Here is a 24,313-nt window from a genome sequence, read left to right on the forward strand (position 1 = left end):
CTTTTCAAGTGCGATCGCTAATTAGATGGAGTGAGAGCGTCAATTTTGCCTTCAATTCGTGCAAGGTAGTCAATATCTAGGGTTACATCGGGTCCATCATACTGATAGATTCCGATGGAGATATCCTTAAACCACTTGGGAGGCAAGATAGTTATCTTGTAATCAGCTTTTACCTCCTGAAAGCAGATTAAATTCCTCTCACCCAAAAATAAAGGTTTCTTCTCCTCAGAGATAGAGTCACCGAGCGCTGTAACTATAATCTTGCTCAAAGTCCCGGCGAACTCCCAAATAGCGCCCGCCGGAACTGACGTGCTAACCGCAACTGATATTACCTGACTATCAAAAACTATAGGCACGATAATTTTTGTTAGCCTGGCACAAACTTCCTCACCGTCTTCCTTCGTAAAACAAAGTGGAGGTATGGAGTTTGAATAAACCAATGAGAAATTGGCAGGATTATTTAAGTCCAGTTGCCTCACAGACCATGCCTCATGATCAGTTCAGTGTGATCTAAGAATTCGCCTACTAACTCGTATGGGTCAGGAGTGCCAAAGAGTTGAAGCTTATCGCAATACTCACTTAATGTGGTTTCACCCCTCAACCACTCCCTACCAGCTTTGTTGATGCCGATCATGCCTTTGACCTCTTCTTCGCTGGCATCTATGTCAACATCGACAGAAAGCAGATCAATATCGTCATCGGGAGTCCAAATAAATCCTTCTCTTTGTGCAATTCCAGCCATGTTTTTAGCCTTCTGGGGTAAATTTGAACGATTTCTTGACAGTTGACGTACTGCTATCTGCCCAAGCTTTAGCCCCGCTTGTCTTGGCTTTGATGTTCACCACTGCGGTGTCGTAATCCTCTGTCATCGTTTTCCCGCCGAAAGGAGCGGAAACAGTGTCACTGGAAGGCTTTTTATAAGACCGTTTAGTGATTCTGGAAACACGATCCACGAATGACTCTCTGTTAATGAAAGAAAGCCTCGCGAATTTATAGCGGGGATTATCAATGACTACTGGGGTAGTACCTGTTGCCGCCGCAAAGTATTGACCATCTAGGGCAGTTCTAAGAGCAGTGGCAACATCGGACCCAGGGCCAGAACCTTGAGTAGCTGCCAAAATTTTCTTAGTTTCTACGTAAACAACAATAGTACCTGTAGCATTAAATGGAATGATAAACCCCGTCCCAAATACAGGTTTAGCCCTGCTGGTGGCAATATTTGGAATAGCATCGTACAAGGCTTTTTTAGCATCGGGGCCTAAAGCCTTCCATGCCTTGTAATTGTCGTATGCTGCTTTTTGTGATTCAAATCGCTCTAAATCTCTAAAACTCATATTAAATTTTCGCTACTACGGGATACTTCTTGGTTCACCATATCCCGTATTTTGCTGTTAACTTTTGGGGTGAAACCTAATAGGTTTTCTCAAAATTTCCCCACCAACACTACAACCATTCGACCAGGCTTTGATTTCTCAGTGTGGTGTCTATCAGGAATATAGGATTGATCAAGTTACCCAGGCTTATATAAGCGTATCGGAATCGAAGGATAGCAACGGGGCGGTATCTCCTGTTGTTGCGCTGCTTTCCTAGAATAGTTGTTTTACCAGCCGTGGCAGTCGTGGTAGACGCTTTGTCTGGGTCGTTGACAACGATGTGGCTATCACCCTTGTAGGGTACGTCAATAGCGTTGCACATCTTTGAGTAAATGTTTGTAGCATCAGTCTTTGCATTTACTAACAAATAATTGCCCTTAGGAAATCCGTTATCTGGGTCTGTGTAGCTTGCTGACTTATTTCCAGTAGTGTATGTGATACCTTTTTTAGCATCCAGAAATAAAGACTTTATCTCATTAGCAATTGCAGTCATATCTGCTTTCGTGATAGCAGGTTGTTTGCCATCAGCAGAACACGAGAATTTCATCAACCTGCAACTTTTTTCATGCTCAATTAACGGTTCATCGGTCGGTTGAGCGGCACCATCCTGAGAGAAGTGCAAAAATAATTGAGGATGCCCAGCAACGGGCGGCGCGGTATCAAATTTATTGCCATAAACAACAGCTAAATTTTTCCTGCCATAACCAATAACATCAAAAAATAACTTGTGCCTCATGTCCGTGATAGCTTGGTTATCATTGTCCGTCATTCGGCAGGCAAGCTTTAATGATGGTCGAGGTCCCGACAAGTCTCCATTACCTTGCACGTCTTTAAAAAACCTGTCAACCCTTCTGTTAAATTCAATTTGATAGGTTTTTTGTAAATGCTCAAAGGGGTTATCTGGTAAATTAGTTGCCATAATTAATCCTCCCCGTCAAATAAATCACTGAAATCAAATGGAGAGGGTTGGGAATCAGTCTTGGACTGAGTTTCTTTTTCTTTAACCTTGTCAGGTTCTGGTATCTCAGTGGCTTTATTTTTCTCGTTACCGTCTTCCTTTACAGCCTTAACAAATTCAGTTGAAGCTGTTGTTAGCTCCGTTGTGGCATTTACGAAATCTAGTGGTATCTGAGTCACCATTTGCACAGTTGACGCAGTAGCCTGGAAGCCTTCTAGCGCTTGCGTAACACGATTAAATTTAGGCTGCGGATTCATCCACCCATAGGCATTTTCCAGAACTACCCCACCTTTTTTCAAGGCATTGCCTATTTTCCCGGTGTAAGCAGCTATCATTTCGGATGCTTGTAGAACAACCTGAGTAAGGCTCATGAAACTATTCAAAACGTTCGTTGTAGCCTGGTAAATGCGATTAGCTTTAGCCCAAGCATTGGTGAGGTTGGTGTAATTCTCAGCCCCCACAATCCCTTTGACAACTCCTTCGACAGTGCTATTTATTGCCTGTCCAACATCAAAAGGCTGCCCTTTTTCATCTTTGGGAGTTATTAAAGTAAGAACATTAGTTAGTGCGCCAACAAGTGTTTGAAGAATGTCGTTTGAAAGCATTGCAGCATTATGGACTGTGGCAGCAAAAGTAAGAATATTCAAGGCTCTATCTATCTGCAACCATTTAAAACCATCAATCAATTTACCTGACAAACCACCGGGAATAAAATTACCAAGGCGCTTTAAAATTTCCTGTTGTCCTGCTAGTAAGCCAGCATTTGCGCCAGCATTAAATTTATTAAGTAAGTCGTTATTATTGGCTTTAGCAGCGCTGTTGATATCTGCGGTTTGACCGTCTAGAGCGGATTTACCGCACCCTCCGTTAAACGACTTACAAACAGCTTTACCCACTTCAGTATTAATTTGAGGGAGTGTAGGAATGGAAGGTCTGAGAGCATCAGAAACTCTACCAGGGAGAAGTGGGATATTCCCTAGCAACGGTAGCATTTTATCTAACTTTTTATTAGCTTCAATATCCATCGTCTCTCCTTCCTTTATTTTCTTGTTGATTTCATTGATCTCTCGTTCCTGCTTATCTAAGTCTTTGCTAATTTCGTTGAGTTGATTATTAATTGGAGCAATTTTTTTATTAACCTGTTTGCTGACATCTTTTTCAATTACTGGAATAATACTTCTGTTTGAATTTCTGTTCTTAATATCCTCCCAGAAATTATCAAGCTCAAGAGCAATTTTTTTATCAACCTCCGCAGCGGCTTTCGCATCTCCCTGAGATGCTTTATATTGCAAAGCGGCTAAATCTCGATAATCATCTTGCAACTTCTTGGTATCAGCGGATATTTTATCTAGATACGCAAATGGATTCTTGCCACCAAACAATGCCTTGTTATTGTCTTCAATGCTTTGAGAATAATCTTTCTCAAGCTTTTTCTGTAAGGCATCGTGAGAGAATATATCGTTATTGTGCTTAATCTCGGCTTTGTTGATTTTTGTGTCAATTAAGTTTTGAGTTGCCTCTGTTTTTTGGTTTAACTCGTTCCTTAATGCGGCTATGTCTCCTTGTCTGGGTACTGCATCAAAAGCCCGAATCAAAGAGGATGATAATCCTACCGCAGCCCTTATTTCTCCATCTTGTAGATGATTCTTGTCTATTGCACTTTGGGCGATGTTTTGAGCGGCTTGTATTTGCAATCTCAATTCTGTCAACCTGGCGTTAACCGCCCCTCCTAATCCCTGTCCTACTTTCAAAGATGATAATTCGTTATATTGTCTCGTCAAAGTATCAATTAAAGTTGCATTTTTGTTTATCCTAGAAAGGGCATCATTACCTAATTTGCGAGATTCTGATATTTGCCCTTCCAGAATCTGTCGTCCCTGACGAGTTTCATATAACGCGTCATTGGCTTGTTGTTTGCTTTCGGCTATCTTCCCTTCCAGAATCTGTCGTCCCTGACGAGTTTCATATAACGCGTCATTGGCTTGTTGTTTGCTTTCAGTTATCTTCCCTTCCAGAATCTGCCTGCCTTGTCGCACTTCGTATAAAGCATCATTGGACTGTTGTTTACTTTCAGTTATCTTCCCTTCTAAAATCTGCCTGCCTTGTCGCACTTCATATAAAGTGTCATTTACGGTTTTATTAATTGGTGCAATTTGTTTTTCAAGCGCGTAAGTTCTGTCTCTAGTTCGTTGGTCACTAAGCTCAAACTCCCTTAACTTTGATCTATTAATTTGTATTTGGGTTAAAGCTTTAGATAAGTCCCGTGAAAGTATATCTGTCCCCTTTTCTTGTGCTGCTTGCGTCATCTCATCATATTTAATTTTGATAGCAAGAATGGCGGCAACTCCACCTATCCCAATTACGGCAGTAACTATCGACCCTATTTGTAAAGCCTTAGCAGAACCACCAAGCCCAAGTATTTTGTCTAAGAGTCCACCTGTTTTTTCTGCTTTTTTTATTGTTGTGTCTAATGGTTTAAGTACCTTGCTTTGCATATATTGATTTCGCTGTAGAGCGGAGGTTAGCCCATTAGCGAGTCCGGGCAATTGCTTCATCCTGGAGACTCTGTAGGCAAGATCAGCTGAAAGTTGTCGGCTGACACGGGCAAAATGAGCGGCTGAATTACTAGTGGAGTAAGGCATGATTATTCAAAAAATCCTGCGAAGAAATCGATAAAATCAACGATGGGTTGTGAGAAAGATTGAAAATTCACCGCTATCTGCTGAATGTAAATTTCAAGCGATTCGGAATATTGTTCAAGGGTCTGAACTCGCCGCGCTAGGTCGTTATTAGAACCTTCGCCCTTAGCTCCTCCTGGACTACCATCGCCCCCACGGGGACCCTGAACGCCTTGAAAACCACGCTCACCCTTAACTCCCTGTTTACCAGGTTCACCTTTAAAACCACGCTCACCCTTAGCTCCCTGTTTACCCGGTTCGCCTTTGAAGCCACGGTCGCCTTTAGCCCCTGGCTTACCCGGTTCACCTTTAAAACCACGCTCACCCTTAGCTCCCTGTTTACCCGGTTCGCCTTTGAAGCCACGGTCGCCTTTAGCCCCTGGCTTACCCGGTTCACCTTTAAAACCACGCTCACCCTTAGCTCCCTGTTTACCCGGTTCGCCTTTGAAGCCACGGTCGCCTTTAGCCCCTGGCTTACCCGGTTCGCCTTTGAAACCACGGTCGCCTTTAGCTCCCTGCTTGCCCGGCTCCCCTTTAGGACCAGGAACACCAGATTTCCCTAATGCTTGTTTTGCTAATCCCAATGCTTGATTCGCAATACTTTTAGTAGCTGTGAGTTGGGATAATATTGTCGAAGATATTTTCTCTAAAGCTGCGACTCTTTGCTCTAGTCCCTTGTCCCCCAGGCTTTTGATGAAAGCAACTAATGCGCTGTAAATTTCGTTGTACGCTCTGGAAACCGCAGATTGTATGATTCCTTCTTTCTGAGATTGAGGGATGCATTTATTAATTTGATTTTGCAAATCAGCAATATCTTTTTTAAGTGCAAACTTCCCATCTAATCCCCCAATAGCCGCACTTAAAGCCGCAATCTGACTGGAGATTTCATCGCAACTACTCATACTATTTCATTGATAAAACTTTTTTCGTAAGTGCAGATAATTGATTAAAAATACCTGCACAATCCAAACAACAGCCGCCACAATCCAATGTATTAGGAGGACAGGGCTTGATACATTCAACACTGAAGGCACAGCTATCATGTTGCCCTTTGTGCAATTCCTGCGCCCCTTGCCTTACGGTGATGATTTTTTTTAAATAATCTTCACCTTGATTAGGCGCGAATCTCTTCTTGATAGAAATTATTGAGAAAGTCCCCGTCGTGGTCTCAGTACTCCAATTATCCCAAATCGCCCATGATGGTTCAGCCGCACCATAAGAAGCGAGTAGTTCTAAATACGTTTGTCCGTTATTAGATTCGGATCGAGTACGTAGTCCCAATACGGGGATGCCTACTTGCATTCCCGAAAAACTAGTCGAGCATTTGGTGTAAGTTTGCGTTGTTGTTACCAATCGCCCACGAGAGATGAACCGGACTGTTAGATTCACTCGGATGCAGACATCTACTGGAATCCCATTAGGCTCTAGCGCCCCATCCTCACAGGTGATATCGATAGGCGCGGCGAAATCCCTGCTGCTGCCATCTGGAAAAGTAACACGGGCAGTATCGCCCGATTGGCAGTACCCCATTAGTAATCGTTAGGATTTAATGTTGCGCCGCTGTCTACCTTAGAAAAAGTTAGTGTCAGCTGATCATTCCGATAAGAAATATTACCTTCCCCACGGGTAATAAAACTAGAGAACCCTTCTTCTACAACAACTGACTGGTCGATGTTTGCGTCAAAGTTTGCTTGAGTAAGATATGTCTTAGCCTTGAGAGCCGTACCAGCAAGAATTGCCTCACCTTTTGCTACGGCATCGGTGACTCCAATGTCGGATTTCAGTAAAGTTACTGTTGTCGCGGTTTGAGTTGCACCATTGCCGAAAATTTGCTGTAATGTTGGTTCAGCCATGTCGATTAAATAATTTATCAATAGTTTCTAAACCATTAATAAATCGCTATCAATTAAATGTAAATATTCCACTTTTATGTAAAAACGGAATGTTTAAAAATTAGTCAAAAGTCTTGCTATATATAAAACACAGGCTATTATAGGTAGTGGGTAATAAAGAATATATTCCAGATTTACCACCCTTAAAGGTAAAACCGGAATAGCTAAAGGTAAAACTTTTTCAATGAAAAATGCACGAAGTGGAAAAGCCGCAATTCTTACAGAAAGTGATTATTCAAAGTTGAGACGAAATATTAAAACTATTAAGTACAAATTACTATTAGACTTGGCTTGGTACACGGGGGAAAGGTGGGGGGCTTTGGTGCAGTTACGGGTAAGTGATGTGTATCTGCCAAATGGAACCCCAAGGGATGTAATCACTTTTCGCGCTGCCACCAGAAAAAAGAGGCCGGATGGAACTGCTGAAACTAGACAAGTGCCGGTTCACCCAATTCTGTTTGAAAATTTGCGGTCGTTCGCACCTGGTGCTAGTCCCTGGTTATTCCCAAATCGGGACGGGGGTAGGTCTGTCACTTGGCGAAATGTGTACGCGGTGTTTATGAAGGCAGTGGAAAAATCAGGTCTGACCGCCAAGGGTGTCAGCACTCATTCCACCCGGCGGAGTTTTATAACTAAGCTACACAATAATGGTGTGGCCACTGCGACTATCAAAAAAATCACCGGTCATCGTGACTTCAAGGCTTTGGAGGGGTATATAGAAATTAGTGGTAATGAAATTAGAGGAGCGATCGCAACACTATGACCATCCCCAAGAAAATTCATAAGCGACTACTCCAACTGGCAACTTTTCCAGAAAATCATACTCTTTTAGAATTGGCTGAGGAATTATTCAAACTTTCACTCAAATGCTCTGAACAGAGTAACGGAGAATTTCGATATGTGGTTTTTTACAACCCCGCTCTCCTTGGAATTAAAAAAGAATAATTATGATATATTTATACCAGTTTCAAATTTGGTAGATGACGCACAACCCAGATAGGTATGTCCCGACGAGTGGGACATACCTATTTTTTTACGCACTCTTGATTAACTGCTGAATTTGTTCTGGAAGATGTCCGAGTGCGATCGCTTTCTCAATCCTCTGTTTCATCTCCAGACACTTATCGCTCATGGTGTTACCGCCTGGTATATGGATATGTTTAATCCTTCCCTGGTAGTAGCAATAGCGGTAGTACCAATACTTTGACCCACTGCGATTCACGTAATAAGACTCTATCCACTGGTTAACTTTGGACTTTTCCAGAACACTATTTACTTGTTCTGGAAGAGTCACGACTTCATTAGAATCTACACCTAACTCGGTAGGCGATGAGGAAGTAATTACCTTTGTAGCGCCGTCTTTGAGTAAAGACGATGAATCCGTCGATATTCTTGGAAGAGAAGACAACTCGCGTAGCAAAACTTTCTCCTTGATAATTTCACCTGCAAAATATCCCTGACACTTGGAAACTGACGCGAGTAGCTTGGTAATTTTGAATTGAGTATTTCTGGAAGAGTGCCAATAAATTCCTCCCTCTTCAAAATGAAAACCCTTCACCGGCTCTTCCAGAACATCATCAACGAATTCTTGGGGTAACTCTTCCAGAAATTCTTCCTCAATATCTTTAATTAGCTCCAATTCTGACCAGTGGAAAACTCCAGCCGTTCCCCAGAGTTCAGTCTGCACTGAACACCGCACAATTTTCTTGACTTTGGTAATTGCTCCAAAATATTTAGAATCTGGTTTCGAGACTGCGACCTGTTGCCCTGCCCTAAATTTGGTTTTAATTTCTTCAGCAATTTCTGGAAATTGCTCCTCCCATTTTAACCACGCCTGCTGGAAATCATAAGGTGTTTCGTGGTCGTCTGGGTCTGGTGGTTCACTGGATGAATCATAGAGCAATGTAACCTGACCGTTAGACTCAATGTTTCCAGAACAATCTAGAACAATTTCATCCCAAGCTGGATCTATCAACCTAGGAACCTCTGGTATTGAGGTGTACTCATCAAGGTTAAATAATGTAGACATGGTAATCACTTTGGTATAAAAAGATTAGCTGCCACTACCAGGACGGCGGAACGGAACTATCTCATGGCGCATTGAATCAGCTATTTCTCTCATGGCCTCACACCAACACAGTGCTAAGTCCGTCGGCATATTGTAAAGGTCAGCTTCTGTTATAAAGCGTTGGCGTATCCAGTTCTTGAATAGTTCTCTCTGGTTATTCATGGTTTTGACTTGGTAAAAAGTAATCCTCAATATTCATCACTGCACCACCAAAGTGCTGAACTATAGCGCAATAGTTCCTGTCCTGATCCCAATATCTATGTCTTAAGCAGTGCCGTATCCATCCTTCAGGATTGTTGATTTTCTGTTCAGCACCTCGCATCTTAAACAGCAGTAGTGCAGCTTTAATTTCAAATTGAGGACGGGCTAAAACTTCCTTTTCATGTGTGTCAAAATGAATACCCTCTTCAGCCATTAGTTGTTGACTAGATAAGATATGCTGCTGCTGAACATCCTGGTCAACGGAATTAGTGGGGTTTGGAGTGGGTGTTTTGTAAGTTGAGTTAGGATTGTGTAACTTTTGTTTCCTGCGTGGTTTTAGCCACTCCAGCGGTCTAACTATTAACTTGAATACCTTCCATGAATACTGTTTAATCGTCTGTATTACACGGTTTTCTACCAAGACGTTAAACATCTGTTTGAGGTAATTGTGGGCGTAACCTTTACCTCGATGTTTCTCGACCCAGTGGTTAAATTCGGATAAGTCTGGCTCAACTTCCTCTGCTACTCCTTCCCTGATTAGCCACTGCCATAGAAGTTTTGCAGCTGGTGGGATGGAGTTCTTTAAGCAAAATTGGTCGTGTTTTTCTGTCCAAGTCATATTTTTGAATGCAGGAATGTTAATTGCGATCGCGCTCCAAATCCCAAATCACTTTTTCCAGAATCCATCTGTCTGACTTCTCTGGATGTAATTGCCGTTGTTGGTTGATCAGTCGTCTGGCTGTAGCTACGTCATTGTTGAGTAGTTGCAACAGCCGCACCTGTAAATCGCTCCTACTTTCTCTTCCACGCCTGGATGGGCTGGGCTTTGGCGTTAACCATCTGGTTATCATTTCATCCAAGTCCACAAACAGAAAGCCAGTTCCTGGTATTCGTTGGAGAAAAATTAGGAAAATTAAAAAGGCAATTGCCACCAATAGAAGGAACAGGATAAAGAGCGTCGCCAATACCAACCCAACCATTGGCTCAGGTGTGCTGTTGGAAAGGCTAGTCAAAAAATCTAAAACAGACATAATTTGGTTTGTAAGTAATCCTCAGTGCTAATTGTTCCCATTCCTCCTTGATTTTGAATACAAGAATCTGTCACCACCTGGTGAATAGGTGGTTGGGATGCTGAAACCGGATTTTAGATTTGGATATTGGACCTAGCGCCGAAGTGGGGAGAGCTTAATCGTCGGGTATTCCTAAAGTATTAATCCCCAATGAGTGAAACATGGTCTTTAGAGAAACTCGGTATAAGCGACATAGCGCGGCAACGTTCTCAGCATTTGGCATAGCCTTACCTGATTCCCAGTCAGCCTGCCGTCGCTCCGAAACACCGATTTTGTCTTTAACTTGGGGGCGCGTTAGCCCCGCCTCTTCTCTTAGTAGCCTCAAAGGAGACTTTTCCTGATTTAGTTTTTGCTCTTCTATCATAGGACGTTTTATTCATGAATGAAAGGTCTTGACAAAGTAAAAATCAGGACGTATCATTCATGTTGAGAGATGCACGATTCCAGCCAAGTTAATACTCGGCAAGTAGTTATAAATTGGCTGGTTGCTCAAAGTCTCTCACCTTAGCTTTTCCAGAACAACAGCAGAACTCAATATTGCAAGTCAATTTTGAATTCCCTGCGCCGCTCCCACCCCACATCGGGGATTCCCACACGGAGCAAGCACCCACGCCTAGACCTTGCGTGGACAAACTGCAATCACCGGAGACATAGGCGCTGATCACGAGTTGACAGCGCGGTGATATTTTCTCGTTCAATGTTCAGTCAACATAACAACAAAAACCCATGACAATAACAGTTCAAGATCTAACAGCGAAGCTCGAACAGTTCCAAGACTGCGCAACTGTTCAAGTAGAAGATGACGGCGTTAATTTGCACATCGCCGAAGTTAAAAAAGACGAAAATCGTAACGCAATTCTAGTCATCAAATCTGAAGATGACGAAGACGAATCCGACGAAGACGACGAGTAAGTAATTCTTGATGTGTTCCTGACCTAATGCTTATTGGTGATGAGGTAATTACTTCATCACCTATCACAACTACCAATTACCAATCATGTGAGCGACCCAATTAACGAAATTAGCCCTAATTGTCCGTCACTGAAGCAGTCGCAGATAACTGGAATCATATCTAGTCCTACGGATGAAGTTGCTTTTGACACTTTGACTGATTACGTGAGCGAACTTGTTGACAAAATCAGGTCTAATTATCCGTCATTAAAGCAGTGGCAGGTATACGCAATCGTAGGTGGTCTTATCAATAAAATGAACAATGATATTGATAATCCTGTATACGAAAAGGGTATATCTAGCGCTATTTTACGGCTCAATGAAATGACTGATATCTAATGACCAATGACCAATGACCAATGACCAATAATTAATGATGTCTAGACGCAAATAAAATTAATTTTCGTAGTAGCTAATTGCAACTGTCTTTTGTAAACGCCGACAGGGTGTAGCTGTCGGCATTATTTACCATCTACCTATGAACTATCGTAATACTCTTAGCCCCTGGTGCGTATTTCGCAAAGAGGCTTCACTTTTTAATGTCTGCGTTGCTAGATTTCGTCGCCGTGACGATGCTTGCGCCTATGCCCGACTACTTGAAAGCAATAATCATCATCCCTATGAGGTAGTTTTTGATGTTAACTAAGGCTCAACTATTAGCCCTGGCTGATTACATCATCGGACTAGAAAGGGGTGTCAGACTTGAACCAGATGCAGAACAAGCGCTAATCCTAGAATCAATCATACCTAAAGTCAGCCGGATGAATTCATTGACAAGATTTCAGGCTCTCAGTTATGCCGCTTTTGGTCTTAGAGAAAATTCAAGAATCGAACAAGCTGTCAATAATTACGTGGAGGAATAATGAGAATCAAAACTATCACTTACAAACGAATTCTCAACCTAGGTAACTACGAAAGTAAGCACCTAGAGATGACTTGCGAAATTAACGAATATGATGACCCGCTAGATGAGGCATCTGGACTTATGAGAAGTGTTGAGTTCAAGATTCGAGAAGATCAATCAGAGGCAATTAAAGACGAGATCGACTCACTTCGTCATGAACTGCGGATATTAAAAGGCGAACAGCGCGGACTGCTTAACAAAACCGCCAAAGAACCTGATATTGAAGATTTTTCAAACGAAGTACGTGAAGGTGTATCTGAAGGAGGGCTTTTCTAATGCCTAAATCCTTGGTTCCCTATAACGAAGATTACGTCCTAATCCACAAACGTGCATTGTTTGTTAATCAATTCACTATGTCACTCATGGTTCAGTTCCTGAGTGATAAATTGAAAATGTCCGAAGCTAATTATGAGCAAATTTTAAATAGTTTTGCACAAATCGCCATCGCAGAAGCAGATAAACTCAGTAATCAGAAAATCTCTGAAACAATCCTGGAGAGTATTATCGCGGGTGAGAAAAAGGGCTGTCCACGGGTTGTCAAAACTGATTTTTAGCAGATAAGTATGATTTCATCCCAATCGATAAAACCGTTTGATGAACAGTATTTGCTTGTTGATAAGCGAAATATTCTGGCATCAAATTTGGCAGTAACCAGCCTGGCTAGTTATGTATCTCTCATTACTGGTAAGCCAGTTGATGCAATCATTGTTGGTGTCGGCGTGGAGTCAAGAAAATTAGCCGAAAAATTCACCCAGCAAGAAGTTGACTCCCACATCCAGACTATCCTAGACAGCTATGAACAGTAACCAAGCACCCCCATCAATAATGCCATTCGACGAAGAATATATTTTGATTCGCAAGCGGCGATTCTTGGCTGGCAATATAGCTATGGCATCAATGGCGAAATATGTTTCAGCTATTGAAAATTGCTCACTAACTTACGTTGCTCAAAAATTCGCTCAAAACGGGGTCAATGTGGCTGAAAGTATGCCGCAAGATTTGGTAGATATGCAAATACAATCTGTCATGAATTCTCAAAAAACCGCCTGATGATGGCTGCTTGTCCCAGCAGCCGAAACACACCCCCTGGTGTGTCGCGGATTGGGTCCAAACCAATCTTGCAACCAGCAAAGTAACTTAAGGCTTTGACGATGAAGTAAGCTTTTTGGCTTTCTTAGATTCATAAGCTTGGTTACTTTTGCTGCTTTGAGACTGAATTAGGCTGTTATGGCCTTTGGGTGATTCTTAAGCGTAATTTCACACCCCTTACAAATTATATGAGAATAGTTGGTTTAGATGTCTCTAAGTCATCGGTTTCGTGCTGCTTACTTGAAAGCAAACCGAGTGATGTTAGGGAATTTTACTATGATTACAAATTCCATCATTTCCAGAGCAACCAAAAAGGAATATCAGGGCTATTGGCTTTAAAACCAGACGTAGCCATCCTTGAACCCACCGGGGTCAATTACTCTAAATTTTGGACTCAACTCTTAACCCGCGCCGGAGTGGAAATTAGACTAATCGGACACAAGGAACTGAGAAGGTATCGTGAGAACCACCTGCAACTACCCGACAAGGACGACGACGCGGACGCGCTGGCTATAGCCTGTTACTACTTTGATTACTGTAGCGATCGTTCTCGATTTGTTCGAGTTTTAGATCCGGTGGTTTCCAGAATTCGGGAATTAATTCTGCGGTTAAATCACTTAAATAAAGTACAGTCACCAATCATCAGCCGTGCCAGACAAGATTTAGCTTGGCAGTTTCCAGAGGTCGCGCTGGTGGTTTCAAAGCGTGGCGTTTCTGGAAAAGTTCCGTTACTTTGGGGGTGGCTATCTGGGGAAAGGAAGAGTAAAAAGTATGATCGTCTTTACTCCCAGACGGCCGGACTGGGATTAACTGACTCGGTGAAATTCCACGCGCAGCGCATTTGTAGCTTACAGCGTGAGGAGCAGTTGATTGAAGTTGAATTAACTGTGTTACTTAAAGATGAAAGATTTGCAAAATACATACAAGTGTTTGATGAGTTTAATTTTGGCGATCGCTTGCAAGCCACAATTATTTCTCAGATATTCCCACTGCAAAACTTTTTTGGTGATGATGGTAATCCGGTAGTGAAAATTCGTAAGGGTAGAATTTCTGGAAAACCTACCAAGCGTTACCTAAGCTTGAGGAAATTTCAAAAGTCGCTGGGCTATGCTCCTACTCAGGAATCCAGCGGCGATATTTCCAAAAATAAGGTGTCCGGTGGTAGCACTATCTGTAGAAAGGCGATATGGCAATGGGTATTTTCTGGAGTTGAGCCAAAGCGCCGCCGCACTAATTTACTAGTGAAAGAGTTGGGGGAATTCCTAGACCAGGAGAAGGTAGCCGGCAAACCAGTATCGCTGGTGAGAAGTCGAACAGCTGTAAAAGCTGTTAAATTGCTTTTCAAAAAATTAGTAAATCTTTTAGACTGAATCTAAAATCCCATATTCTCACCCAAAAATGAAGATGGTTCAGACCCACACAATCAGAGTACACGATCGCGCTACCGGCACATCATACACTCTGCAAGTCCCAGAAGACCGCTATATTCTGCACACAGCCGAACACAATGGCGTAGAATTACCCTTCTCTTGTCGCAACGGGGCTTGCACTACTTGCGCTGTCAGAGTCATCTCTGGAGACATTTACCAACCAGAAGCCATTGGATTATCCCCCGACTTACGCCGCAAAGGTTACGCTTTGCTATGTGTCAGTTATGCCCGTTCTGACTTGGAAGTAGAAACACAAGACGAAGATGAAGTGTATGAACTCCAGTTTGGGCGCTTTTTTGGCAAAGGCAAAATTAAAGCGGGTTTACCCTTAGATGAAGACTAGAGGCAAAAAATGAAGATTGTGGCAGGGTGCAGATACTTACTGAGTAAAATGGCGGCTTTAAAGAGGCGTTTTAGCATCTTGGCGCAAAAAATAGCAATATTATCTTGCTTGTTGTTGTTGGTAAGTTGTCAAGGTAAAAACCCGCCTACTAACATTCCGGCTGAAGTGAAAGTAGCGCGGGTTGTCAGTGGACAAACCTTGGAAGTACTAGGTATGACAGAACAACCGAATTTAATTTCTCCACTGCGGTTAATTGGTTTAGAAGCGCCAGATTTACGTCAGCGTCCTTGGGGAGAAGACGCTAAAGAACTTTTAGATAGTTTGATTGGTGGTGCAGAGAAACCAGTGAAGCTGGAGTTGGACTTAGAAGCCAAAGATAAATTTGGGCGAACTTTAGCCTATGTGTGGAAAGATCAGCTGTTGTTAAATGAAGAAGTACTCAAACAAGGGTATGCTTTATTTGTAGCGCGATCGCCCAATCACAAATACGACGAGCGCTTAGAACGCGCCCAACAATGGGCTAGACTCATGGGAAAAGGAATCTGGAACCCTGATAAACCCATGCGTCTGACTCCTGGTGAATTTCGCCGTCTTTATCGTTAAACAGCGAACAGGGATGGGGTGACGCGGAGAGGAGGAGACGCGGGGACGCGGAGACGCGGGGACGCGGAGAAAATGAAGAATAACTTAATTACCTATTTCCAATGACCAATGACTAATGACCAATGACTAATGACCAATGACTAATAACCAATGACTAATAACCAATGACTAACTTACAAATTTTTCTAGATATTGCTACTGAAGCGGCATTAGCGGCTGGTGTAATTTTACAAGATTATTTAGGTAAAGTAGAAGATGCAACTACTGAAAAAGGACGACCTGGTGATTTAGTTACCGCAGCTGATAAAGCTTCTGAAAAGGTGATTTTAGAAATTTTGCACCGCCATTTTCCCCAACATTCTATTCTCGCGGAAGAATCAGGGAAACTCGGCAACCAAGAGAGTGAATACCTGTGGGCAATTGATCCTTTAGATGGTACAACCAACTACGCCCATCAATATCCATGTTTCGCAGTTTCCATTGGCTTGTTTATTAATGGTGTATCACAAGTAGGTGTAATTTATGACCCTTTCCATCAAGAACTATTCCGAGCGGCCGCCAGCTTAGGAGCAACGCGCAACCGCCGCCCGATCAAGGTTTCTCAAACTAATGAATTGAGCAAAAGCTTGTTGACTACGGGATTTGCTTATGACCGTCGAGAAACTGCAGACAATAACTACGCAGAATTCTGTCATCTTACCCATCTTACCCAAGGCGTGAGACGTGGCGGTTCAGCATCTCTAGATTTGGCTTATGTTGCCTGTGGCCGTGTTGATGGTTATTGGGAAAGAGGAATTGCACCTTGGGATATTGCTGCTGGTATAATTTTATTGCAAGAAGCTGGGGGCAAAATCACTGCCTACGATAACAGTCCTTTCCAAATCGATTCTGGTAAAATACTGGCAACCAATGGTTATATTCATAACACTTTGAGCCAGGAATTAGTAAAAGTTACCCCTCTTTCAGCTTGGTGATCAAAGACAATGATCGAGAACTGATAGCTAAAGATTATAGGTAGGGTAAACTAATTGAAATTGCTGTTTGGGTGCAACACGCAACACTACTATTATTATGGCTTTAAAATTAGATTGTGGACTATTCAAATATGATTTCATAGATCATCATGCAGTTTTGTGTGTTCCAATTGATGCAGATGCAAAAGAAGTTCGCAAACGCTATCTCAAAATTGCTCGGCGCTTGCACCCAGATAGTTCTACTGTGGTCGGTGAAACAGAAAAATATATAGCCAATGAATTGTTATCTAAGCTGGTTAATCCAGCATACGAAAAACTATCTGTAGAACGCAATCGGGCAGAATATACCTTAGTATTATCGCAAATAGGCAAGCGTCTGGCACAAGGATCAGCATCAGTAGATCTCACCACCGATTTAGCCAAAGAATTTGCGATCGCACACGATATAGACCTATTGTACAAAAATCAGATCACTAAAATTGCCACAACCCAATTTGATGAATTGCCGCAAGCAACCCAAATAATTGGTCAAATTAGTGAATTAAATTTAGTCTACCTGATGCGAAAATCAGGGACGTTAATCATCAAGCCTCAATTACCTAACGCCAGTCCCCCCAGGACAAATCTAGCGCCACCACCACCGCCACCACCGCCCAAAGAAGACACAGCTGTAGAACAGTACGTCCGTCGCGCTCAAACGTTACTTCAGAAAAACCAATTTGTCCTAGCCAAAGTAGAATTGCAAGATGCCTTGAGGCTAGAGCCGAGAAATAGTCGTTGCCATAGCTTGATCGCAATGGCATATTTAGGGGAAAATCAGCTGCGAATGGCAAAGATTCACTTTGACAATGCACTGAAATTAAATCCTCAAGACAAATTGGCTTTGGAATGGAAACCCAAAGTAGACAAGGCTTTAGGCATTAAACCCAGTGCTACTCAGGTGAATTCATCTCCTAATAGTGGAGATAAGCAACCAGATAAGTCTGGAAGTGGCGGTTTGTTTGGTGGTTTGTTTGGTGGAAAAAAATAATGGTGTATCAACCAGCAGCGGGAGCTAGGGATTTACTTCCCTTAGATGTGGCTCAAAAACGCTGGATTGAAGATAGGTTACAACAAGTATTTCATCGTTGGGGATATCACAGGATTATCACCTCAACTTTGGAACGCATGGATACTTTGATGGCGGGTGAAGCAATTCAGCGCCAGATGGTAATTGAACTGCAAAATGGGCAAAATGAAGAATTGGGCTTACGTCCAGAACTCACAGCTTCTATTGCCCGTACAGTTGTTACTCGCATGGCAGAAGCAACTTATCCCCAACGGCTGTATTACAATGCCAACGTATTTCGCCGCAACTGGGAAAAACGGCATAATCGTCAGCAAGAGTATTATCAAGCTGGGGTGGAATTGCTAGGATCTGGTGGGTTGCTGGCAAATGCCGAAGTGCTATTGTTGGTAGCTAATTGTTTAGCCGCTTTAGATTTGCAGGGCTGGCATTTAATCTTAGGTGAAGCAGGAATTACTCGCTCCCTACTCAATGCTTTTCCTGCCAATTTGCAAAGTAAGGTGCGGAGTGCGATCGCTCATCTTGATCGCATTACCATAGATACTCTACCTCTAAGTGACGAACTCCGCGAACGTGCCAGAATCATGCTGGATTTGCGCGGTAATAGTGCAGATGTCTTGGCAAAAGTCAGCAGCTTAGATCTAGACTCCGAGCAGCAAGAGGCGGTAAATAATCTCAAATCTCTAGTAGATTTACTAGAATCAGACCGCAAATTTCCCTTAATTCTCGACCTGAGTTTGATTCAAACTATTGATTATTACACAGGTATTGTGTTTGAAGTAGTCAGTGATACAGATGGTCAAGCCAAGGTTTTAGGGCGAGGTGGTCGTTATGATCAACTTTTGGGGCTATATCATCCCCAAGGGGAAAACATTCCCGGTATTGGTTTTGAATTGAGCATTGATGATTTATACCAAACTCTTGTATCAACTCAGCAATTACCCCAGAATATACCCGCAAGTAATTGGTTAGTAGTACCAGAAAGCAAAACGGCTGAAGCTGCGGCTTTTGCTTACGCCCAGAAGTTGCGAGATACTCCTGATTTAGTGCGAGTAGAAATTGACTTGGGGGGAAGAGATACAGAGGCTATCCGTCAATATGCAAGCGATCGCTCTATCGCCCAAATCGCCTGGATTCAAGCGGATGGTACAACGACAATTGAAGCAGTAGGTTAACAAATAACATTACAAATTGTTACGCTAAAAACTACTGATTCATTAAAGAGAGGGAATCGATAAAATGCCACATACAATTGTGACTGATGTTTGTGAAGGCGTGGCTGACTGCGTAGTAGCTTGTCCTGTAGCTTGCATTCATGATGGCCCAGGTAAAAACGTCAAAGGCACCGATTGGTACTGGATTGACTTTGCTACCTGTATCGACTGTGGCATCTGTTTACAAGTTTGCCCTGTAGAAAATGCAATTCTGGCAGAAGAAAGACCTGAACTGCAAAAAATAGCAGATTAGGTGACTGGGGATAGGTGACAGGTGACAGGTGACAGGTGACAGGGAAAAATTAATTAACTCCTACCTATTCCCTATTCCCTATTCCCTATTCCCTATTCCCTATTCCCTATTCCCTATTCCCTATTCCCTATTCCCTATTCCCTATTCCCTATTCCCTATTCCTAATAACTTATGACAAATTATTTATTAGAAGTGGAAAATGTCTACGCTGGATATATCAAAGATGTAGATATATTGCAAGGTGTAAATTTTCGAGTATCACCCGGCGAATTAGTTACCGTTATTGGGCCTAATGGTGCTGGTAAATCCACTTTAGCAAAAACCATATTTGGACTTTTAAAACCCCACCTAGGTACAATTACCTTCAAAGGGGAAAATATTGTGGGGTTAAAGTCAAATCAAATCGTCCAACGGGGGATGTGTTATATCCCACAGATAGCCAACGTTTTCCCTTCCTTGACGATTGAAGAAAATCTGGAAATGGGAGCCTTTGTGCGAAATATTTCCCTCAAACCGCTAAAAGACAAAATATTTACCATGTTTCCTAGATTAAGCGATCGCCGTCGTCAACGTGCAGGAACCTTATCCGGTGGGGAAAGACAGATGTTAGCGATGGGTAAAGCTTTGATGTTAGAACCTAGTTTACTGCTTTTAGATGAACCTTCAGCGGCTTTATCTCCCATTTTGGTAACGCAAGTATTTGAGCAAATTAAACAAATTAACCAATCAGGTACAGCCATTGTCTTAGTAGAACAAAATGCCCGTAAAGCTTTAGAAATGGCTGATCGTGGTTGTGTATTAGAATCAGGACGAGATGCTATTTCTGGAACTGGTAGAGAATTGTTAACTGATCCCAAAGTGGGAGAATTATATTTAGGTGCAGGGAAGAGGCATTAATTAGGGCTTGCTTAATAAAGCTAAAACTTAGATATATCAAGAGTTAGAAGGTTAAAAAGGTGAATAAGGTGCAAGGAATAAGCCTTGAAACTACCAAAAATCTATCACTGGATCTGATTCAAGACTATTCTTCTCTTCTTCTAATTCTTCCTCCTGACTCCTGACTCCTGACTCCTGACTCCTGACTCCTGACTCCTGACTTCTGACTCCTAGCCCTAACGGAAAGACTTTTTCAGCAAGCCCTAATTAACTTTTTCAGGCATTGCCGAAGAATGATGTTCGATAATTAACCATTTATTTCCAACTTTGCGGTAAACAAATGTATAACGTGCTTGCACTTTATTGACTTGGCCATCTTGAGTTAAATTGAAGGTATAAATACCAGAATTAATTGCGATATTGCAATATATACGAATATTTTCTTCATCAATTTTTCCTACCGGCTTCAGTTTCAGAAATTTCTGAAAGTAATCTTTAATTTCAGCAGGTGTATTACGAACCTGATTAGATACAGTGGGTAACAAAACACCATCTTTAGCGTAATTTCTGGCAACTTTTTTAGGTGAGCCAGTTTGTAAAGAGTTATTCCATTGAACAAAAAGTAACTTAATATCCTTATTATTTACTCGTGGACACTGTGAGGCTCTTTGAGCTTGAACGGGAAGAAGTGCAACCGGAGAGTTAATTGCCGCAAAAACGGATAAGATAACCAGCGCCTTTGGGAACATAAGTTTAACTTGGGATAATCACTTGCATAGTTTATTGTACAATAGTAGCCCCCTCAGATTTAGTAATTAAAATAGCATATTTGTAGGTTGCATCAGATGGCAAAATTTTGTTAATTGTGGGCAAATTAACCGGTCTGACGTGGTTGGTGAGCTTGCCGAACCACACCATAGAAAAGATAAAATCCACAATTTATATTTGATGAACTTTTTTGATGAACTTTTTCAATGCGTAAGTCCTAGATTGTATCTTTGATAAGCAATTAACCGAACTTGATGTAATATAGTAATTTTTAACCGCAGATGTAGACACCAGTAGGATAGCTTCTCGAAGTTGGAAATTCTCAAATAGAAACCAAACGAGCAGTACACAACCTCTAAAAACATATCCTCTTAATCTGCGTTAATCTGCGGTTGAAAATCAAAAATGAACCTCAAACTCCACCCAGAACATTTACAAATTATCAACAATCACGCCGAAAGCACCTATCCTGAAGAATGCTGTGGGATAATGCTTGGCCATATGGCTGAAGATAGCAAAACTCTAATTACAGTCATACCCACAGAAAACGCCTGGAATCAAGAAGCGGTGAATTTTACAGTAGAAGCCCAGAGTACCAAGAGAAGATATGCGATCGCACCCGCTTTCATGTTACAAATGCAAAGAGAAGCCAGAAACCGCAACTTGAGTATAATTGGTATCTATCATTCCCATCCCGATCACCCCGCTATTCCTTCAGAATGGGATAGACTGTATGCTTGGCCAGAATACTCATATATAATAGTTTCCGTTGAAAATGGTAAAGCGGGCAAACTCCAAAGTTGGAGTCTGGACGAAAATCACCAATTTCAACTTGAGACAATCGAACATATAAACTTAACAATTTTAAGTTAACATTAATACTCCGCGCTGACTCATTTAACTATGCTAAATCCGAATCTGGATGAAATCCAGTTGACTAAAGACGACTACGAACGCTACTCCCGTCACTTAATCTTGCCAGAAGTGGGACTGGAAGGGCAAAAACGCCTCAAAGCTGCCAGTGTATTGTGTATCGGTACTGGTGGACTAGGTTCACCATTGCTGTTATATTTAGCAGCAGCAGGGATTGGCCGCATTGGTATTGTAGATTTTGATATCGTTGATACTTCCAATCTGCAACGTCAAGTTATTCACGGAACATCTTGGGTAGGTAAACCGAAAATCGAATCCGCGAAAAACCGTATTCACGAAATCAACCCCCATTGTCAAGTTGATTTATACGAAACTCGTATCAGTTCCGAAAACGCCCTCGATATCATTCGTCCTTACGATATCGTAGTTGATGGTACTGATAACTTCCCCACCAGATATCTAGTTAACGACGCTTGCGTATTGTTAGACAAACCTAACGTTTACGGTTCTATTTTCCGCTTTGAAGGACAAGCTACCGTATTTAACTATGAAGGTGGTCCCAACTATCGTGATTTGTATCCAGAACCACCACCACCAGGAATGGTTCCCTCCTGTGCAGAAGGTGGTGTATTAGGGATTTTACCAGGAATGATTGGTATCATTCAAGCCACAGAAACAGTCAAAATTATTCTTGGTAATGGTAATACCCTCAGCGGACGCTTGCTGTTGTACAATGCCTTAGAAATGAAATTCCGAGAATTGAAACTGCGTCCTAATCCAATTCGTCCAGTCATTGAAAAGTTAATAGACTACGAAATATTCTGCGGTATACCGCAAGCGCAAGCAGAAGAAGCGAAACAGCAAATGGAAATTCAAGAAATGACGGTGACGGAGTTGAAGGCATTAATAGATAGTGGTGCAAAGGACTTTGTATTGCTAGATGTCCGTAACCCCCACGAGTATGAAATTGCTAAAATTCCTGGTTCTGTATTAGTACCTTTACCTGATATTGAAAACGGTGATGGTGTTGCTAAGGTGAAGGAAATACTCAACGGACACCGCTTAATTGCTCATTGTAAAATGGGTGGACGTTCTGCAAAAGCCCTTGGTATCCTCAAGGAAGCCGGAATTGTGGGAACTAATGTCAAAGGTGGAATTAATGCTTGGAGTCAGGAAGTAGATTCTTCTGTTCCTCAGTATTAAATAATAGGGAACAGAGAACAGGGAACAGGGAACAGAGAATGGAGAATGGAGAATGGAGAATAAATTAATTCCAAATTAATTCCAAAAACTCCCTTTACCTGTTACCTTTCCTATCCGTAGGAAATCGAAAATCGGATGAATACCTCAAAATCTCAACGCAGTATTTTATGGTTACAAGTTTGGGTTTTAGCAGGTTTGCAGGCAGCAATTACCCTGGCTTGGTTGGTTTATAATACTTATTTACCCCAACTTTTAACTCAATTTGGTTTTCCCGCATCTTTAGCAGTTGGTATATTAGTTGTAGAAAATGCCTTGGCTGTGGTGATGGAACCACTGATGGGGGGACTTTCAGATCAAGCTAGACTGAAATTAGGAACTCGCTTTCCTTTTATTTCCGCAGGTGTAATTCTCGCTTCAACTTTGTTTATCGCTATACCCTGTATTGTGACTTTCATCCCACCGACTGAGGTGATACGGGGAATTTTACCATTAGTTTTGGTAGCTTGGGCTTTAGCAATGACTGTCTTTCGTTCTCCAGCAATTTGCTTGTTGGGAACATATGCAATTCCTTCTGAGTTACCTTTAGCAGTCAGTTTTGTGACTTTAGCGGGAGGAGTCGTTGCTGCTTTTCGGGGAATTGCAAATCAGTTTATTCTGAGTTTAGGTGCAATTTTTGCTTTTGCGATCGCTTCCTTTGTTCTTCTTGCTGCTGCATTTGCGTTACGCTTTGTCCAACCCCCAGCAATACCAACAGCACAACAAAACCTAGAAACACCCAAAATACCTCTCAAAAACTTAGGTTTAATCCTAGTCACCGGTTTTTCTGTCGGTTGCGGTTCCCGGTTACTCATGGATGCTTTAGGCAAAACCCTGAAAACTCAATTCCATACCAATGATATAACTACAATCATGGTTTGGTTTGGATTAGCTCTGGCTGTTGCTGCCTTACCCGCAGGTTTCTGTGCAGTCAAGCTGGGAAATCGTCGAGTCATGCTCGCAGGTGTCGGTATAACTGTTTGCTCAATTCTGGCGATGGTATATCTGCGCGCACAGATTTCCATTATATTTTTCATAATAACTGGATTTAGTTTAATTGTCAATGGGGTAATTCCCTTTGCTTTGGAGTTAATGCCTCAGCGCTGGGCTGGGTTAGGAATTGGGATGTATTTTGGGGGATTTTCCTTAGCAATGAGTTTATTTGGCGTATTTTTTCCGCCAGGGATGACAGCTGTAGCCAGTGGATTTAGAGGTGCGGTGGCGTTTTTGGTGGCTGGTGGGTGTATTTTTTTAACGCAGAACAAACAGGGGGAAATAATTCGTAATTCGTAATTCGTAATTCGAGCCGTGGACAGGGTGCTTAGGACATCAATTGATAATGAAACTCCCACTACAAGAGGGTTTTACTCTTAACTCCTGAATTCTGCTGTAGTGAAAAAAAATGTAGAGACGTTCCATGGAACGTCTCTACAAAAGAACGTCTCTACAAAAGTTTTAGAAAACGCATATCTAAAGAAAAGCATCTTTTC

Annotated in this window: 34 protein-coding genes; 20 read left to right on the forward strand and 14 right to left on the reverse strand. The window is 42.1% G+C overall.

The features are described 5' to 3' along the window. Positions 1-17 precede the first annotated feature (17 nt). The 8 genes from A9Y75_RS18350 to A9Y75_RS18385 all read right to left on the reverse strand — a co-directional run bounded on the left by A9Y75_RS18350 (position 18) and on the right by A9Y75_RS18385 (position 6,862). Positions 18-479: a hypothetical protein gene (locus A9Y75_RS18350; protein ID WP_071190981.1), complete on the reverse strand. Its 462-nt coding sequence runs from the start codon at positions 477-479 to the stop codon at positions 18-20. Next, on the reverse strand, positions 476-742 hold the full coding sequence (locus A9Y75_RS18355; RefSeq protein WP_071190982.1) for a hypothetical protein: 267 nt from the start codon (positions 740-742) through the stop codon (positions 476-478). The genes A9Y75_RS18350 and A9Y75_RS18355 overlap by 4 nt, the downstream gene beginning before the upstream one ends. 4 nt (positions 743-746) lie before the next feature. Further along, complete coding sequence (locus A9Y75_RS18360; protein ID WP_071190983.1) at positions 747-1,334, reverse strand: hypothetical protein; 588 nt, start codon at positions 1,332-1,334, stop codon at positions 747-749. A 109-nt stretch (positions 1,335-1,443) separates the two neighbouring features. Continuing rightward, positions 1,444-2,292, reverse strand: coding sequence for a hypothetical protein (locus A9Y75_RS18365; RefSeq protein WP_071190984.1), 849 nt, complete (start codon positions 2,290-2,292; stop codon positions 1,444-1,446). Positions 2,293-2,294: 2 nt separating this feature from the next. Then, complete coding sequence (locus A9Y75_RS18370; protein ID WP_071190985.1) at positions 2,295-4,973, reverse strand: hypothetical protein; 2,679 nt, start codon at positions 4,971-4,973, stop codon at positions 2,295-2,297. Between the two features lie 2 nt (positions 4,974-4,975). Further along, positions 4,976-5,911: a collagen-like protein gene (locus A9Y75_RS18375; protein ID WP_071190986.1), complete on the reverse strand. Its 936-nt coding sequence runs from the start codon at positions 5,909-5,911 to the stop codon at positions 4,976-4,978. 1 nt (position 5,912) lies between these two features. Next, positions 5,913-6,311: a hypothetical protein gene (locus A9Y75_RS27775; RefSeq protein WP_143046451.1), complete on the reverse strand. Its 399-nt coding sequence runs from the start codon at positions 6,309-6,311 to the stop codon at positions 5,913-5,915. Between the two features lie 227 nt (positions 6,312-6,538). Further along, entirely contained in the window at positions 6,539-6,862 is a 324-nt protein-coding gene (locus tag A9Y75_RS18385; RefSeq protein WP_071190988.1) for a hypothetical protein, read from the reverse strand. Between the two features lie 223 nt (positions 6,863-7,085). Between A9Y75_RS18385 and A9Y75_RS18390 the strand changes: the two genes are divergently transcribed. Beyond that, complete coding sequence (locus A9Y75_RS18390; protein ID WP_071190991.1) at positions 7,086-7,664, forward strand: tyrosine-type recombinase/integrase; 579 nt, start codon at positions 7,086-7,088, stop codon at positions 7,662-7,664. A 270-nt stretch (positions 7,665-7,934) separates the two neighbouring features. On the opposite strand, the gene A9Y75_RS18400 is transcribed toward A9Y75_RS18390, so the two are convergent. From A9Y75_RS18400 to A9Y75_RS18415, 5 genes are all read right to left on the reverse strand, one after another. Beyond that, the gene (locus tag A9Y75_RS18400) at positions 7,935-8,930 is read right to left on the reverse strand and encodes a hypothetical protein (protein WP_071190994.1); all 996 of its coding nucleotides are present in this window, start codon (positions 8,928-8,930) and stop codon (positions 7,935-7,937) included. A 24-nt stretch (positions 8,931-8,954) separates the two neighbouring features. Beyond that, the gene (locus tag A9Y75_RS28675; RefSeq protein ID WP_177176232.1) at positions 8,955-9,131 is read right to left on the reverse strand and encodes a hypothetical protein; all 177 of its coding nucleotides are present in this window, start codon (positions 9,129-9,131) and stop codon (positions 8,955-8,957) included. Beyond that, the gene (locus tag A9Y75_RS18405; protein ID WP_071190995.1) at positions 9,124-9,789 is read right to left on the reverse strand and encodes a hypothetical protein; all 666 of its coding nucleotides are present in this window, start codon (positions 9,787-9,789) and stop codon (positions 9,124-9,126) included. The genes A9Y75_RS28675 and A9Y75_RS18405 overlap by 8 nt, the downstream gene beginning before the upstream one ends. A gap of 19 nt (positions 9,790-9,808) precedes the next feature. Next, positions 9,809-10,201: a hypothetical protein gene (locus tag A9Y75_RS18410; protein ID WP_071190997.1), complete on the reverse strand. Its 393-nt coding sequence runs from the start codon at positions 10,199-10,201 to the stop codon at positions 9,809-9,811. Positions 10,202-10,355: 154 nt separating this feature from the next. Beyond that, positions 10,356-10,604, reverse strand: coding sequence for a helix-turn-helix transcriptional regulator (locus A9Y75_RS18415; RefSeq protein ID WP_083389661.1), 249 nt, complete (start codon positions 10,602-10,604; stop codon positions 10,356-10,358). Positions 10,605-10,966: 362 nt separating this feature from the next. On the opposite strand from A9Y75_RS18415, the gene A9Y75_RS18420 reads away from it, so the two are divergent. From A9Y75_RS18420 to A9Y75_RS18490, 16 genes are all read left to right on the forward strand, one after another. After that, positions 10,967-11,152 carry a hypothetical protein gene (locus A9Y75_RS18420; RefSeq protein WP_071190999.1) on the forward strand — a complete coding sequence of 62 codons (186 nt, stop codon included), beginning with the start codon at positions 10,967-10,969 and terminating at the stop codon, positions 11,150-11,152. A gap of 517 nt (positions 11,153-11,669) precedes the next feature. Beyond that, on the forward strand, positions 11,670-11,837 hold the full coding sequence (locus A9Y75_RS28680) for a hypothetical protein (protein WP_177176233.1): 168 nt from the start codon (positions 11,670-11,672) through the stop codon (positions 11,835-11,837). Beyond that, a complete protein-coding gene (locus A9Y75_RS18430; protein WP_071191004.1) occupies positions 11,827-12,054 on the forward strand; it encodes a hypothetical protein in 228 nt (75 codons plus the stop codon). Before A9Y75_RS28680 ends, A9Y75_RS18430 begins: the two co-directional genes overlap by 11 nt. Positions 12,055-12,122: 68 nt before the next feature. After that, a complete protein-coding gene (locus tag A9Y75_RS18435; protein ID WP_236721459.1) occupies positions 12,123-12,371 on the forward strand; it encodes a hypothetical protein in 249 nt (82 codons plus the stop codon). Next, the gene (locus A9Y75_RS18440) at positions 12,371-12,649 is read left to right on the forward strand and encodes a hypothetical protein (RefSeq protein ID WP_071191006.1); all 279 of its coding nucleotides are present in this window, start codon (positions 12,371-12,373) and stop codon (positions 12,647-12,649) included. Before A9Y75_RS18435 ends, A9Y75_RS18440 begins: the two co-directional genes overlap by 1 nt. Positions 12,650-12,658: 9 nt before the next feature. Further along, positions 12,659-12,901 carry a hypothetical protein gene (locus tag A9Y75_RS18445; RefSeq protein ID WP_071191008.1) on the forward strand — a complete coding sequence of 81 codons (243 nt, stop codon included), beginning with the start codon at positions 12,659-12,661 and terminating at the stop codon, positions 12,899-12,901. A 19-nt stretch (positions 12,902-12,920) separates the two neighbouring features. Then, complete coding sequence (locus A9Y75_RS18450) at positions 12,921-13,145, forward strand: hypothetical protein (protein WP_177176234.1); 225 nt, start codon at positions 12,921-12,923, stop codon at positions 13,143-13,145. Positions 13,146-13,372: 227 nt separating this feature from the next. After that, positions 13,373-14,554: a transposase gene (locus A9Y75_RS18455; RefSeq protein WP_071191011.1), complete on the forward strand. Its 1,182-nt coding sequence runs from the start codon at positions 13,373-13,375 to the stop codon at positions 14,552-14,554. Positions 14,555-14,588: 34 nt separating this feature from the next. Then, entirely contained in the window at positions 14,589-14,957 is a 369-nt protein-coding gene (locus tag A9Y75_RS18460) for a 2Fe-2S iron-sulfur cluster-binding protein (RefSeq protein ID WP_071191013.1), read from the forward strand. A gap of 9 nt (positions 14,958-14,966) precedes the next feature. After that, a complete protein-coding gene (locus tag A9Y75_RS18465) occupies positions 14,967-15,560 on the forward strand; it encodes a thermonuclease family protein (protein WP_236721460.1) in 594 nt (197 codons plus the stop codon). A 164-nt stretch (positions 15,561-15,724) separates the two neighbouring features. Continuing rightward, a complete protein-coding gene (locus A9Y75_RS18470; protein ID WP_071191016.1) occupies positions 15,725-16,534 on the forward strand; it encodes an inositol monophosphatase family protein in 810 nt (269 codons plus the stop codon). 97 nt (positions 16,535-16,631) lie between these two features. Next, positions 16,632-17,564: a J domain-containing protein gene (locus A9Y75_RS18475; RefSeq protein WP_071191017.1), complete on the forward strand. Its 933-nt coding sequence runs from the start codon at positions 16,632-16,634 to the stop codon at positions 17,562-17,564. Further along, a complete protein-coding gene (locus tag A9Y75_RS18480; RefSeq protein ID WP_071191018.1) occupies positions 17,564-18,775 on the forward strand; it encodes an ATP phosphoribosyltransferase regulatory subunit in 1,212 nt (403 codons plus the stop codon). The genes A9Y75_RS18475 and A9Y75_RS18480 overlap by 1 nt, the downstream gene beginning before the upstream one ends. 64 nt (positions 18,776-18,839) lie before the next feature. Further along, positions 18,840-19,067, forward strand: a complete 228-nt coding sequence (locus tag A9Y75_RS18485) for a ferredoxin family protein (RefSeq protein ID WP_071191019.1) — start codon at positions 18,840-18,842, stop codon at positions 19,065-19,067. Between the two features lie 28 nt (positions 19,068-19,095). Continuing rightward, on the forward strand, positions 19,096-19,242 hold the full coding sequence (locus A9Y75_RS28685) for a hypothetical protein (RefSeq protein WP_177176235.1): 147 nt from the start codon (positions 19,096-19,098) through the stop codon (positions 19,240-19,242). Next, a complete protein-coding gene (locus A9Y75_RS18490; RefSeq protein ID WP_071191020.1) occupies positions 19,239-19,964 on the forward strand; it encodes an ABC transporter ATP-binding protein in 726 nt (241 codons plus the stop codon). The genes A9Y75_RS28685 and A9Y75_RS18490 overlap by 4 nt, the downstream gene beginning before the upstream one ends. 242 nt (positions 19,965-20,206) lie before the next feature. On the opposite strand, the gene A9Y75_RS18495 is transcribed toward A9Y75_RS18490, so the two are convergent. Beyond that, positions 20,207-20,692, reverse strand: coding sequence for an SgcJ/EcaC family oxidoreductase (locus tag A9Y75_RS18495; protein WP_071191021.1), 486 nt, complete (start codon positions 20,690-20,692; stop codon positions 20,207-20,209). Positions 20,693-21,116: 424 nt separating this feature from the next. Between A9Y75_RS18495 and A9Y75_RS18500 the strand changes: the two genes are divergently transcribed. The 3 genes from A9Y75_RS18500 to A9Y75_RS18510 all read left to right on the forward strand — a co-directional run bounded on the left by A9Y75_RS18500 (position 21,117) and on the right by A9Y75_RS18510 (position 24,116). Then, entirely contained in the window at positions 21,117-21,584 is a 468-nt protein-coding gene (locus A9Y75_RS18500) for a M67 family metallopeptidase (RefSeq protein WP_071191022.1), read from the forward strand. A gap of 30 nt (positions 21,585-21,614) precedes the next feature. Continuing rightward, on the forward strand, positions 21,615-22,787 hold the full coding sequence (gene moeB, locus A9Y75_RS18505; protein WP_071191023.1) for a molybdopterin-synthase adenylyltransferase MoeB: 1,173 nt from the start codon (positions 21,615-21,617) through the stop codon (positions 22,785-22,787). Positions 22,788-22,922: 135 nt separating this feature from the next. Further along, on the forward strand, positions 22,923-24,116 hold the full coding sequence (locus A9Y75_RS18510) for an MFS transporter (protein ID WP_071191024.1): 1,194 nt from the start codon (positions 22,923-22,925) through the stop codon (positions 24,114-24,116). The last annotated feature ends 197 nt before the right edge of the window (positions 24,117-24,313 follow it).

Origin of the sequence: Trichormus sp. NMC-1 (genome assembly GCF_001858025.1) — a bacterium.
Taxonomy (GTDB): Bacteria; Cyanobacteriota; Cyanobacteriia; order Cyanobacteriales; family Nostocaceae; genus Anabaena.

Excerpts from the sequence above, each read along its gene's own strand:
- A9Y75_RS18400 (WP_071190994.1), bottom strand. The coding sequence starts at position 8,930 with ATGTCTACATTATTTAACCTTGATGAGTACACCTCAATACCAGAGGTT.
- A9Y75_RS18390 (WP_071190991.1), top strand. The coding sequence starts at position 7,086 with ATGAAAAATGCACGAAGTGGAAAAGCCGCAATTCTTACAGAAAGTGAT.
- A9Y75_RS18375 (WP_071190986.1), bottom strand. The coding sequence starts at position 5,911 with ATGAGTAGTTGCGATGAAATCTCCAGTCAGATTGCGGCTTTAAGTGCG.
- A9Y75_RS18485 (WP_071191019.1), top strand. The coding sequence starts at position 18,840 with ATGCCACATACAATTGTGACTGATGTTTGTGAAGGCGTGGCTGACTGC.
- A9Y75_RS18470 (WP_071191016.1), top strand. The coding sequence starts at position 15,725 with ATGACTAACTTACAAATTTTTCTAGATATTGCTACTGAAGCGGCATTA.
- A9Y75_RS18440 (WP_071191006.1), top strand. The coding sequence starts at position 12,371 with ATGCCTAAATCCTTGGTTCCCTATAACGAAGATTACGTCCTAATCCAC.
- A9Y75_RS18435 (WP_236721459.1), top strand. The coding sequence starts at position 12,123 with ATGACTTGCGAAATTAACGAATATGATGACCCGCTAGATGAGGCATCT.
- A9Y75_RS18420 (WP_071190999.1), top strand. The coding sequence starts at position 10,967 with ATGACAATAACAGTTCAAGATCTAACAGCGAAGCTCGAACAGTTCCAA.
- A9Y75_RS18415 (WP_083389661.1), bottom strand. The coding sequence starts at position 10,604 with ATGATAGAAGAGCAAAAACTAAATCAGGAAAAGTCTCCTTTGAGGCTA.
- A9Y75_RS18385 (WP_071190988.1), bottom strand. The coding sequence starts at position 6,862 with ATGGCTGAACCAACATTACAGCAAATTTTCGGCAATGGTGCAACTCAA.
- A9Y75_RS18475 (WP_071191017.1), top strand. The coding sequence starts at position 16,632 with ATGGCTTTAAAATTAGATTGTGGACTATTCAAATATGATTTCATAGAT.
- A9Y75_RS18430 (WP_071191004.1), top strand. The coding sequence starts at position 11,827 with ATGTTAACTAAGGCTCAACTATTAGCCCTGGCTGATTACATCATCGGA.
- A9Y75_RS18460 (WP_071191013.1), top strand. The coding sequence starts at position 14,589 with ATGGTTCAGACCCACACAATCAGAGTACACGATCGCGCTACCGGCACA.
- A9Y75_RS18355 (WP_071190982.1), bottom strand. The coding sequence starts at position 742 with ATGGCTGGAATTGCACAAAGAGAAGGATTTATTTGGACTCCCGATGAC.
- A9Y75_RS18455 (WP_071191011.1), top strand. The coding sequence starts at position 13,373 with ATGAGAATAGTTGGTTTAGATGTCTCTAAGTCATCGGTTTCGTGCTGC.
- A9Y75_RS18410 (WP_071190997.1), bottom strand. The coding sequence starts at position 10,201 with ATGTCTGTTTTAGATTTTTTGACTAGCCTTTCCAACAGCACACCTGAG.
- A9Y75_RS18500 (WP_071191022.1), top strand. The coding sequence starts at position 21,117 with ATGAACCTCAAACTCCACCCAGAACATTTACAAATTATCAACAATCAC.
- A9Y75_RS28675 (WP_177176232.1), bottom strand. The coding sequence starts at position 9,131 with ATGAATAACCAGAGAGAACTATTCAAGAACTGGATACGCCAACGCTTT.
- A9Y75_RS18405 (WP_071190995.1), bottom strand. The coding sequence starts at position 9,789 with ATGACTTGGACAGAAAAACACGACCAATTTTGCTTAAAGAACTCCATC.
- moeB (WP_071191023.1), top strand. The coding sequence starts at position 21,615 with ATGCTAAATCCGAATCTGGATGAAATCCAGTTGACTAAAGACGACTAC.
- A9Y75_RS28680 (WP_177176233.1), top strand. The coding sequence starts at position 11,670 with ATGAACTATCGTAATACTCTTAGCCCCTGGTGCGTATTTCGCAAAGAG.
- A9Y75_RS18365 (WP_071190984.1), bottom strand. The coding sequence starts at position 2,292 with ATGGCAACTAATTTACCAGATAACCCCTTTGAGCATTTACAAAAAACC.
- A9Y75_RS18495 (WP_071191021.1), bottom strand. The coding sequence starts at position 20,692 with ATGTTCCCAAAGGCGCTGGTTATCTTATCCGTTTTTGCGGCAATTAAC.
- A9Y75_RS18465 (WP_236721460.1), top strand. The coding sequence starts at position 14,967 with ATGAAGATTGTGGCAGGGTGCAGATACTTACTGAGTAAAATGGCGGCT.
- A9Y75_RS18370 (WP_071190985.1), bottom strand. The coding sequence starts at position 4,973 with ATGCCTTACTCCACTAGTAATTCAGCCGCTCATTTTGCCCGTGTCAGC.
- A9Y75_RS18445 (WP_071191008.1), top strand. The coding sequence starts at position 12,659 with ATGATTTCATCCCAATCGATAAAACCGTTTGATGAACAGTATTTGCTT.
- A9Y75_RS18510 (WP_071191024.1), top strand. The coding sequence starts at position 22,923 with ATGAATACCTCAAAATCTCAACGCAGTATTTTATGGTTACAAGTTTGG.
- A9Y75_RS18490 (WP_071191020.1), top strand. The coding sequence starts at position 19,239 with ATGACAAATTATTTATTAGAAGTGGAAAATGTCTACGCTGGATATATC.
- A9Y75_RS18360 (WP_071190983.1), bottom strand. The coding sequence starts at position 1,334 with ATGAGTTTTAGAGATTTAGAGCGATTTGAATCACAAAAAGCAGCATAC.
- A9Y75_RS18450 (WP_177176234.1), top strand. The coding sequence starts at position 12,921 with ATGCCATTCGACGAAGAATATATTTTGATTCGCAAGCGGCGATTCTTG.
- A9Y75_RS27775 (WP_143046451.1), bottom strand. The coding sequence starts at position 6,311 with ATGCAAGTAGGCATCCCCGTATTGGGACTACGTACTCGATCCGAATCT.
- A9Y75_RS18480 (WP_071191018.1), top strand. The coding sequence starts at position 17,564 with ATGGTGTATCAACCAGCAGCGGGAGCTAGGGATTTACTTCCCTTAGAT.